Here is a 9,896-nt window from a genome sequence, read left to right as displayed (position 1 = left end):
GCGCAGCAGGCCGCTCCCCCGGCCCAGCCGTCGCCGATCGCCACCACGCCGGCCAGCGAGCCCGCTTCGCTGCCGTCGTCGGGTGACAGCCCCTACGTGACGCCGCTGGTGCGCAAGCTCGCCAACGAGCACGGTGTCGACCTCGACTCGATCAACGGCACCGGCGTGGGCGGCCGCATCCGCAAGCAGGACGTGCTGGAGGCGGCCAAGGCGCAGCGCGAGCAGGCCAGCGCGGCCCAGGCGGCCCCGGCTCCCGCCGCGCAGCCCGCCGCCGCGGCCCCCGCCCAGGCTCAGGCCGCGCCGGCTCAGGTCGCCGCCGCGCCCGAGGCCGTGGAGGTCGACACGACGCTGCGCGGCCGCACGGAGAAGATGTCGCGCCTGCGGCAGACGATGTCGAAGCGCCTGGTCGAGTCGCTGCAGACGGCGGCCCAGCTCACCACGGTGGTCGAGGTCGACGTCACGAAGATCGCGCGGCTGCGCGAGCAGGCGAAGGCGGACTTCCTGCGCCGTGAGGGCGTGAAGCTGTCGTTCATGCCGTTCTTCGAGATGGCCGCCATCGAGGCGCTCAAGCAGCACCCCAAGCTCAACGCGACGATCAACAACGAGACCATGGAGGTCACGTACTTCGACGTCGAGCACCTGGGCCTGGCGGTCGACACCGAGCGCGGCCTGATCGCGGCGGTCATCAAGAACGCCGGCGACCTCAACCTCGCCGGACTCGCCCGCAAGACGGCCGACCTGGCCGAGCGCACGCGCGCCAACAAGGTGACGCCCGACGAGATCACCGGCGGCACCTTCACGCTGACGAACACGGGCAGCCGCGGCGCCCTGTTCGACACGCCGATCCTCAACCAGCCGCAGGTCGGCATGCTCGGCACGGGCGCCGTCGTGAAGCGGCCCGTGGTGATCGACACGGCTGAGGGCGAGGTCATCGCGGTGCGGTCGATGGTCTACCTGGCGCTGACCTACGACCACCGCCTGGTGGACGGCGCCGACGCGGCCCGGTTCCTGACGACGGTGAAGCGCCGTCTCGAAGAGGGCCGTTTCGAGGCTCAGCTCGGCCTCGCGTAGGGATTCCGGCGGATCTCCGGCCGGGCGGCCCGTTGTTTCGGGCCGCCCGGCTTTTCGCTGCCCGGCCGCGCGGTCCCCCGGGCGTACTGTGGGGTCATGGCGATCATCGTGAGTGGGGCGTCGGGCCTGCTGGGGAGCGCTCTGACCGAGAAACTGCGGGCCGGGGGACGTGAGGTCGTCAGGCTCGTACGGCGACAGCCGCAGGGGCCGGACGAGGCGTTCTGGCAGCCCGCCGAGCAGGTGGTCGACCTGGCCGCGCTCGAAGGCGCCGAGGCCGTGGTCCACCTGGCCGGCGCGCCGATCGGCGACAAGCGGTGGAGCGCGGCGTACAAGCGGGAGCTGGTCGGCAGCCGGGTGGAGGGCACGCGGGTCCTCGTCGACGCGCTGGGCCGGCTGTCGCGTCCGCCTGAGGTGTTCGTCTGCGCCTCTGGAGTGGACTTCTACGGCGACACGGGCGACCTGGTGGTGGATGAGACCAGGGGCAGGGGAACGGGCTTCCTGGCGGATCTGTGCGGGCTGTGGGAGGGCGAGGCGGGCCGGGCGGAGGAGCACGGCGTCCGGGCGGTCCAGTTGCGCACGGGGCTGGCGCTCGGCCGGGGCGGGGCGCTCGGGCGGATGCTGCCGATCTTCCGGATGGGGCTCGGGGCGCCGCTGGGGTCGGGCAAGCAGTACTGGTCGTGGATCTCGGTGGACGACTGGGTGGGGGCCGTGCTGCACATCCTGAAAAATCAGGACATCGTGGGGCCGGTCAATCTCACCTCACCCTCCCCCGTCACCAACGCCGAGTTCACTCGTACACTCGGAAAAGCCCTGCGTAAGGGGACCATGCCGGTGCCCGTGCCGGGGTTCGCGCTCTCGGCGGGGCTCGGCGAGTTCGCCCGCGAGGGTCTGCTGCCCAGTCACCGCGTGCTACCAGGCAAGCTGACAGCCGGTGACTACAGCTTCACGCATACCAGCCTCGACGCGGCGCTGAGCGCCGTACTCTAGTGTGCCGTTCCTTTTAGCAGGTGGGAGATCTGAACGTGAGCCGGTCGGGACAGTCGCACATTCTTGCCATCGGGGGCGGATCGTTCCGTCCGAGCAGGCGTTACAGCTTCATCGAGGCCAGCCCGTTGCTGCGCTACGGCCTCGACCTGACCGGCCAGGACCGGCCCAAGCTGGGCCTGGTCGCCACCGCGGTCGGCGACTCGGCGGACTGGCTGCTGAAGATGTACGGCGCCTTCGCGGGCTGGGACGTCGAGTTGAGCCATCTGACGGTGTTCCCGATGCCCAACGTGGCCGATCCGCGCGCCTGGATGCTCGAACAGGACATGATCTACGTCAGCGGTGGCAGCGCGGCCAACCTTATGGCGTTGTGGCGCTTGCACGGCCTCGACGAGGCGTTCGAGGAGGCCTGGCGGTCCGGCGTGGTGCTGTCGGGGCAGAGCGCAGGGGCCCTGTGCTGGCACGTCGGCGGCAACACCGACTCCTTCGGTCCCGAGCTGCGGGTGTGGGCCGAGGGCCTGGCCCTGCTCCCCTACTCGTGCGGCGTCCACTACGACTCCGACCCCCAGCGCCGCGCGCTGCTGCAGCGGTCGGTGGCCGAGGGCGAGTTGCCCGGCGGCTACGCGGCCGACGAGGGCGTGGGCCTGCACTACGTGGGCACGGAGTTCATCCAGGCGGTGACCGTCGAGCCGGGCGGTTACGCGTACAAGGTGGAGGGCGACGGGGTCGGCGGGGTCAAGGAGCTCAGGATCGAGCCCCGTCTCCTGACCCCCTGATTACCCTTCAAGGGTGAGGCAACGGCACAATAGGCTCATGCGCCCCATCCCCGGGGACGATCCCCACGCACTCGCCATCGTCCGCCTTGGTGTCGACGTCCCCTACGAGCAGGCCTGGTCGCTGCAGCGCTGGGTGCACGGCAAACGTGTCGCCGGCGAGGTGACCGACACCGTGCTGTTCCTCGAGCACGCCCCGGTCTACACCGCGGGCAAGCGCACCGCCCCGCACGAGCGTCCCTCCGACGGCACCCCGGTCGTCGACGTCGACCGGGGCGGCCGCCTCACCTGGCACGGCCCCGGCCAGCTCGTCGCCTATCCGATCGTGGCCGTCACCGACGTGGTCTCCTACGCCTGCCGGCTGGAGGACACGATGATCCAGGTCTGCGCCGACTTCGGCGTCACGGCCAGGCGCGTGCGCGGCCGCGGCGGCGTCTGGGCGGCCGGCGACGCCAGCCTCGGCCTGCCCGACCGCCAGCTGGGCGCGGTGGGCCTGCGCTTCTCGCGCGGCGTCACGATGCACGGCTTCGCACTCAACTGCGCCAACGACCCCCGCTGGTTCAACCGCATCGCGCCGTGCGGCCTGCCCGACGTGGGCGTGTCGTCGCTGTCGGCGGAGACGGGCCGGCGCATCGTGGTGGAGGAGGTCATGCCGATCGCGGAGAAACGGCTGGCGGAGGCGCTCGGGCTGGAGTCGTACGAGCTCCATGAAGAGGACCTTGTCCGGCGGTAACCGAATCGGCATCTGACAGCGGCGATTATCCGGATATCTCCGGTTTACTATCGCCCCTGTGAAGCGCCTTCTCGCTCTCGTGCTCGCGCTCATCGTGCACCTGCTGACCCTGGGCTTCGTCGCGCTCGGCGTCTGGGTCATCGCGGGTAACACCGGCTCTCTGCTCGCGTGGCTGCTCGGCGGCGTGAGCCTGGCCGTTGGCTGGGCGCTGCGCCCGCGCCTGGGCCGGCTGCCCGCCGACGCCGAGGTGCTCGGCCGCTCGTCGGCCCCGGAGCTGTACGCCGTCGCGGACCGCGTGGCCGACCGCATCGGGGTCAAGCGGCCACGGAAGGTCGCGATCAGCGACCTGGACCCCGAGACCCGCTACGAGCGCGTCGGCCCGGCGCGCACCCCGGTGCTGGTCGTCGGCCTGCCGCTGTGGCTGGCGCTGCCGCCCAGGCAGCGGGCCGTCCTGCTGGCCACCGCGTACGCCCGCGTCCCCACCGGCGACGAGCTGGTGGTGTCGGGCGCCCTGGACACGCTGGAGTCCTGGCGTGACGCGCTGGTGGGAGCGGCGGGGCCGCTGCGGGTCAGGGAGGAGGCGCAAACCAAGATCGTCGCCGCCTCGATCGGCATCGCGGACCAGCCGGGCACGGGTTACGAGGTCATGGGCATGTTCGGCCGGCTGCTGGGCCGGGTGCTCGGCGGCCCCTTGCTGCTGCTCCAGTACGGCCTGGGCCGCCTCGCCCGCGCCGGAGAGGCGCGTACCGCGGCCAGGCACGAGGCGCGGGCGCTGCGGGCCGCCTCGGAGCGGGAGCTGGCGGAGCTGCGCGGGCTCGTGGCGGACAGCGGCTACCTGGCGCCGATGCAGGCGGCGGCGCTGCGCGGCGAGAGCGTGGCGTCGATCAGGCAGGGGGCGCTGTCCAGGTTCCGGCTGACGGAGGACGGCGTGCTCACCTCCGTCCCGCACTCCGAGCTGCTCGGAACACGGGAGTCCGACCTGATCGACGAGGAGCTGCGTGCCTGCTACTCCCGGGCGATCCGCGGTTTCGGCCTCATCTCCTGACCCTCGAACGGTCCGGCTTCCCGGGAGACGTAAGCTGAGAACGTGACCGTTGCTCCTGAAGGCCGAAAGCTCCTCCGCCTGGAGGTGCGTAACGCCGAAACCCCTATCGAGCGCAAGCCCCCGTGGATCAAGACCAAGCTGAGGACGGGCCCCGAATACACCGAGCTGAAATCGCTCGTGCGCCGGGAGGGCCTGCACACGGTCTGTGAAGAGGCGGGCTGTCCCAATATCTACGAGTGCTGGGAAGACCGCGAGGCGACCTTCCTCATCGGCGGCGACCAGTGCACGCGCCGCTGCGACTTCTGCCAGATCGACACGGGCAAGCCGAAGGAATACGACCGCGACGAGCCCCGCCGGGTGGCCGAGTCCGTCCAGCAGATGGGCCTGAAATACGCGACCGTGACCGGCGTGGCCCGCGACGACCTGCCCGACGGCGGGGCCTGGCTCTACGCCGAGACCGCGCGGCAGATCCACGGCCTGCTGCCGGGATGCGGTGTCGAGCTGCTGGTGCCCGACTTCAACGGCAACCGCGACCAGCTGGAGGAGGTCTTCTCCAGCAAGCCGGAGGTGTTCGCGCACAACGTCGAGACGGTGCCGCGGATCTTCAAGCGCATCCGCCCGGCGTTCCGCTACGAGCGCTCGCTCGGAGTGATCACGACGGCCCGCGAGGCCGGGCTGGTCACCAAGTCCAACCTGATCCTGGGCATGGGCGAGACCCGCGAAGAGGTCGTCGAGGCCATGCGCGACCTGCACGAGGCCGGCACCGACCTGCTGACGATCACCCAATACCTGCGGCCGACGCCGCGCCACCACCCGGTGGAGCGGTGGGTGAAGCCGGAGGAGTTCGTGGAGCTGCAGGCCGAGGCCGAGGCGATCGGGTTCGCCGGGGTGCTGTCCGGGCCGCTGGTGCGCTCGTCGTACCGGGCGGGCCGGCTCTACCGGCAGGCCATCGAGGCCCGCCAGACCGCCTGAGCGAAGCAGACGGGGAGCCCCGGGCCGCTGCGCTGCGGCCCGGGGCTCCTGCGCGTGCCGCGAGCGTCGCACGGGGAGCGTCGCGCCGGGTGGCTACCGCGGGCCGGAGGGCGTGGCTAGCATGGCATCGCGAGCGACGGAGGTGGCCGGGGGCATGACCGTTCTGATCCGCACCAGCGACCTGCCCGCCAAGCGCCGCCACGACGAGTGGCGAGGCATCGTGTGCGACGTCCTCGGCCCGCTCGACCTGCGCATCCACCCCAGCGCCCCGCTGCGGGGCGAGATCGAGATCGGCCGGCTCGGCCCCGTCGGCGTCGGCCGGATCCGCACTTCCACCCCGCACAGCATCCACCGCACCCAGGGGCTGATCCACCGCGACAACCCCGAGCTCTACCGGGTGGTGCTGGCCGTGTCGGGCAACCCGCGCCTGAGCCAGGGCGACCGGCAGGCCAGGCTCCGGCCGGGCGAGTTCGCGGTCTACGACTTCAACCGCCCCTATGAGCTGGCCTACGACTCGGCCGTGCGGCTCGCGGTGTTCAGCTTCCCGCACGAGCTGCTCACGCTGCCCGCCGATCTCACCGCGCTCCCGTTCTCGGCCGAGTCCGGCGCGGCCGCGCTGGCGGTGCCGCTGATGCGCCGGGTGGCCACCGATCACCAGACCTACCAGCCGAGCAGCGCCGCCAGGCTGTCCACCGTGGTGACCGACCTGATCAGCACCGCCCTCGCCGAACGCGCCGAGCAGGAGCCGGCCCTGCCCGCCGACTCGCGCCGCCGGGTGCTCCTGCTCAGCATCCACGCCTTCATCGAGCAGCGCCTGGGCGAGATGGAGCTCGATCCCGCGACCGTCGCGGCGGCGCACCACATCTCCGTGCGCTACCTGCACCGGCTGTTCGAGTCGGAGAACACCACGGTGGCCGCCTGGATCAGGCGACGGCGGCTCGAACGCTGCCGCGCGGAGCTGGCCGCGGGCGGCGCCCGTCCCGTGAGCGAGATCGCGGCCAGGTGGGGGCTGCCCGACTCGGCGCACTTCAGCAGGCTCTTCCGCAGTACGTACGGGGTGCCGCCCGCCGAATACCGCCGCGCGGGAGCGGCCGGGACAGCTGTGCACTGAACGTCAATCGTCCTGGCGCCCAGATCCAAGACCCGGCAGACCGCCGCCCGGCAGACTGACGGTGTTCGCCCGATCGATGGAAGGGATCAGGAGATGCAGCTCTTCGTCAACCTGCCGGTGAAGGATCTGGACCGGTCGACGCAGTTCTTCACCGAGCTCGGGTTCACCCTGTTCGGCATGGCCGAGGGCATGGCTTCGGTGATCATCAGCGAGCAGACGCAGGTCATGTTGCTGACCGAGCCGACGTTCGCCTCGTACGTCACCAAGGAGATCGCCGACGCCACCAAGACCACCGGGGCGGTGCTGGTGCTCGGGATGGAGAACCCGGCCCAGGTCGACGAGCTGGTGGACAAGGCGCTCGCCGCCGGGGCCGCACCCGCCGGCGTGCAGCACAAGGACGAGTACCGCTACCAGCGCGGCTTCGCCGACCTCGACGGCCACCACTGGGAGGCGCTGTGCCTGGTGCAGCCGGCCGGCTGAGCGGCGCGGCGATCTCGGCGGACGGCACCCCGATCGCCTTCGACAGGTACGGCGCCGGACCGGCGGTGGTGCTGGTCCACGGCGCGTTCACCGACAAGGCGCACGCCACGCTGGCGGGCGTGGCGGCCGCCCTGTCGCCGTGGTTCACGGTGTTCAACTACGACCGCAGAGGGCGCGGCGCCAGCGGGGACACCCGGCCGTACGCCGTCGAGCGGGAGATCGAGGACCTGGCGGCGGTCGTCGCGGCGGCGGACGGGCCGGTGATGGTGTTCGGCGGCTCGTCGGGCGCGGCCCTCGTCCTGGAGGCCGCCGCCTCCCCCAGCGGGCCGGCCATGGAACGGCTGGCCGTGTGGGAGCCCCCCTACCACGTGGACGACAGCGCGCCCGCGCTGCCGGCCGACTTCGCCGAGCGGCTCGACGCGCTGGTACGGGCGGGCCGGCCGGGCGAGGCGGTGGAGCGGTTCATGGTGGAGGCGGCCGAGGTGCCCGCGGGGGCCGTGGGGGCGATGCGCGCGCAGCCGTTCTGGGCGCAGGCCGAGACGATCGCGCAGACCCTCTCCTACGAGGCGGCCGTGCTGGGGCCGGGCAACGCGCTGCCCGCCGCCCGGCTGGCCGCCATCGCGCGGCCGACGCTCGTGCTCAACGGCGGCGACAGCCCCGCCTGGATGACGAACGCGGGGGCGGCGGTCGCGGCGGCCGTGCCCGGCGCGGTGCGGCGCGTCCTGAAGGGCCAGTCGCACAACGTCACCCCCGAGGCGCTGGCCCCCGAGCTGCTGGAGTTCTTCGCCTGAGCCTGGAGCCGGATGCCGGGACTCATGGGTCGATCGCCGTCTTTGCATAACGCAAAGGCCACAAACCTATTGATCGCTCGGTTTTCTGGTGAACACTGTGATCGTGGACATCGACGAACTGCTCGGCAGGCTCGACCTCAGCACCAAGATCCGGCTGCTCACCGGCGCGGACATGTGGTCTCTCCCGCCACTCCCCGAGATCGGCCTCGACCGGCTCGTGATGAGCGATGGCCCCATCGGCGTACGCGGTGAACAGTGGAGCTCGGCGGACCCCTCGATCGCCCTGCCGAGCCCGACCGCGCTGGCCGCGTCGTGGGACGTGGACCTGGTCAGGCGGGCGGGCCGGCTGCTCGCCCAGGAGGCCCGGCGCAAGGGCGTGCACGTCCTGCTCGCGCCCACGCTGAACCTGCACAGGTCCCCGCTCGGCGGGCGGCACTTCGAGTGCTTCTCGGAGGATCCGTACCTGACGGGCGAGATCGGCGCGGCGTACGTCGAGGGCGTCCAGGAGGGCGGCGTGGGCACCACGCCCAAGCACTTCGTGGCCAACGACTTCGAGACCGACCGCTTCACCGTGAGCGTCGAGGTGGACGACAGGACGCTGCGCGAGGTGTACCTGCGGCCGTTCGAGCGCGTGGTGCGGGCGGGCGCGTGGGGCGTCATGACCGCCTACAACTCGGTGAACGGCACGACCATGACCGAGCACGCCGGCCTGGTGCACGGGGTGCTGAAGGGCGAGTGGGGGTTCGACGGGTTCGTGGTGTCCGACTGGACGGCGGTGCGCTCCACCGAGGCCGCCGCACTGGGCGGGACCGATGTGGCGATGCCCGGCCCGTTCGGGCCCTGGGGCGAGCGGCTGGAGGCCGCCGTCCGCGAGGGGCGGGTGCCCGAGTCGGCGGTGGACGACCGCGTCCGCCGCATCCTGCGCCTGGCCGAGCGGGTCGGCGCCCTGGGCGGATCCGCGCCCGACGCGGGCACTCCCGTGGACGGGGTGGCGCTGGCGCGGGAGGTGGCCGAGCGCGGGTTCACCCTGCTCACCAACGACGGCCTGCTGCCCCTGGCGGACGTCCGCACGCTGGCCGTGATCGGCTCGGCCGCCGACGAGGCGCGCGTCATGGGCGGGGGCAGCGCGCAGGTCTTCCCCGACCGGGTCGTCTCCCCGCTGGCCGGTCTCGCCGGGCGCGCCGAGGTCCGGTACGCGCTCGGCACCGATCCGCGCATCCGCCTGTCCCCGCTCGCCCGCCCGGCGACCGCCGAGTTCCTGGACGAGGCCGGCGGCGTGCTGGCCGAGCAGCCGCTGGTCACCGCCGAGGCGCGGTGGCTCGGCCAGCTGCCGCCCGGCGTGGACGGCGAGCGGCTCAAGGCGGTGCGGCTGCTGGCGTCGTACACGCCGGAGGTCTCCGGCGACCACCAGCTCTCCGTCGTCGGGATGGGTGCCTTCACCGTCACCGTGAACGGCGAGAGCGTCTTCGACGGGAGCGTGGAAGCGGCGGGCGACGACCCGGCGATGTCGTTCCTGTCGCCGCCCGAGCACCGGATGCGGGTGCCGATGACGGCCGGTCAGGCGTACGAGCTCGCCGTGACGCACCCCACGGGGGCGTTCGGCGGCATGGCGTTGGTCTCCTTCGCGCTCGGCCACGCCGTCCCGGCCCGCGACGAGGAGGAGCTCCTGGCCGAGGCCGTCCGCGTGGCCGCCGAGTGCGACGTGGCGGTGGTCGTGGTCTCGACGACGCCCGAGGTGGAGAGCGAGGGCTTCGACCGCAAGGACCTCAGGCTGCCCGGACGGCAGGACGAGCTGGTGCGTGCCGTCGCCGCCGCGAACCCGCGCACCGTGGTGGTGGTCAACGCGGGCTCCCCGGTCGAGATGCCGTGGGCGGAGGAGGTGGCGGCGGTGCTGCTCACCTGGTTCCCCGGGCAGGAGGCGGGGGCGGCGCTGGCG

The 9,896-nt window shown here is 72.4% G+C and carries 10 protein-coding genes; all 10 read left to right on the top strand.

What is annotated here, in order from left to right; translation table 11 throughout:
* Positions 1 to 1,071, top strand: a 1,071-nt coding sequence (sucB, locus tag ETD85_RS56160; protein ID WP_138698030.1) for a 2-oxoglutarate dehydrogenase, E2 component, dihydrolipoamide succinyltransferase, incomplete at its 5' end; no start/stop codon positions are given.
* Between the two features lie 96 nt (positions 1,072 to 1,167).
* Entirely contained in the window at positions 1,168 to 2,058 is an 891-nt protein-coding gene (locus tag ETD85_RS56155; protein ID WP_138698029.1) for a TIGR01777 family oxidoreductase, read from the top strand.
* 35 nt (positions 2,059 to 2,093) lie between these two features.
* On the top strand, positions 2,094 to 2,831 hold the full coding sequence (locus tag ETD85_RS56150) for a Type 1 glutamine amidotransferase-like domain-containing protein (protein WP_138698028.1): 738 nt from the start codon (positions 2,094 to 2,096) through the stop codon (positions 2,829 to 2,831).
* Positions 2,832 to 2,868: 37 nt separating this feature from the next.
* Positions 2,869 to 3,561, top strand: a complete 693-nt coding sequence (gene lipB, locus ETD85_RS56145) for a lipoyl(octanoyl) transferase LipB (protein WP_138698027.1) — start codon at positions 2,869 to 2,871, stop codon at positions 3,559 to 3,561.
* Positions 3,562 to 3,619: 58 nt separating this feature from the next.
* Positions 3,620 to 4,606 carry a M48 family metallopeptidase gene (locus ETD85_RS56140; RefSeq protein WP_138698026.1) on the top strand — a complete coding sequence of 329 codons (987 nt, stop codon included), beginning with the start codon at positions 3,620 to 3,622 and terminating at the stop codon, positions 4,604 to 4,606.
* A gap of 42 nt (positions 4,607 to 4,648) precedes the next feature.
* Positions 4,649 to 5,578, top strand: coding sequence for a lipoyl synthase (gene lipA / locus ETD85_RS56135; protein ID WP_138698025.1), 930 nt, complete (start codon positions 4,649 to 4,651; stop codon positions 5,576 to 5,578).
* 154 nt (positions 5,579 to 5,732) lie between these two features.
* Entirely contained in the window at positions 5,733 to 6,689 is a 957-nt protein-coding gene (locus tag ETD85_RS56130) for an AraC-like ligand-binding domain-containing protein (RefSeq protein ID WP_170247390.1), read from the top strand.
* A gap of 93 nt (positions 6,690 to 6,782) precedes the next feature.
* Positions 6,783 to 7,169, top strand: a complete 387-nt coding sequence (locus ETD85_RS56125; RefSeq protein WP_138698023.1) for a VOC family protein — start codon at positions 6,783 to 6,785, stop codon at positions 7,167 to 7,169.
* Positions 7,145 to 7,960 carry an alpha/beta fold hydrolase gene (locus tag ETD85_RS56120; protein ID WP_138698022.1) on the top strand — a complete coding sequence of 272 codons (816 nt, stop codon included), beginning with the start codon at positions 7,145 to 7,147 and terminating at the stop codon, positions 7,958 to 7,960. The genes ETD85_RS56125 and ETD85_RS56120 overlap by 25 nt, the downstream gene beginning before the upstream one ends.
* A 103-nt stretch (positions 7,961 to 8,063) precedes the next feature.
* A partial coding sequence (locus ETD85_RS56115) for a glycoside hydrolase family 3 protein (protein WP_138698021.1) occupies positions 8,064 to 9,896 on the top strand: 1,833 nt, incomplete at its 3' end.

It is taken from the genome of Nonomuraea zeae, from assembly GCF_005889725.1.
Lineage (GTDB): Bacteria > Actinomycetota > Actinomycetes > Streptosporangiales > Streptosporangiaceae > Nonomuraea > Nonomuraea zeae.
The sequence above is the reverse complement of the archived record's forward strand: the minus strand, read 5'-3'. Positions and strand labels throughout refer to the sequence as shown.